The 322-nt window shown below is 38.8% G+C and carries 1 protein-coding gene; it reads right to left on the reverse strand.

From position 1 onward, the window contains the following. Positions 1-322 (reverse strand): GntT/GntP/DsdX family permease (locus SB775_RS28335; RefSeq protein ID WP_486360711.1); only part of this gene is annotated, 322 nt, incomplete at both ends.

Consider the following 322-nt stretch of genomic DNA (forward strand, 5'->3'; position numbering starts at 1 on the left):
GTAAAAGCGCAAAGCCGAATGCAATAAATGATAACAATGTCTCCAGCACCGTCCACGTTTTAAACGTTTCTTTTACTGTCAAACCTAAATACTCTTTTACAAGCCAGAATCCTGCATCATTTACGTGAGAAAACATTAATGAACCTGCACCGGTTGCAATAACGAGTAATTCTAAATTTACACCAGACATGTGCTGAATAACTGGTGAAACAATACCTGCTGCTGTCGTTAATGCTACTGTCGCCGAACCTGTTGCAATTCGAATTAATCCAGCTACCATGAAAGCTAATACAATTGGTGATAACGATATATGTTCTGCCAT

The sequence above is a fragment of the Peribacillus sp. SIMBA_075 genome (assembly GCF_046534585.1).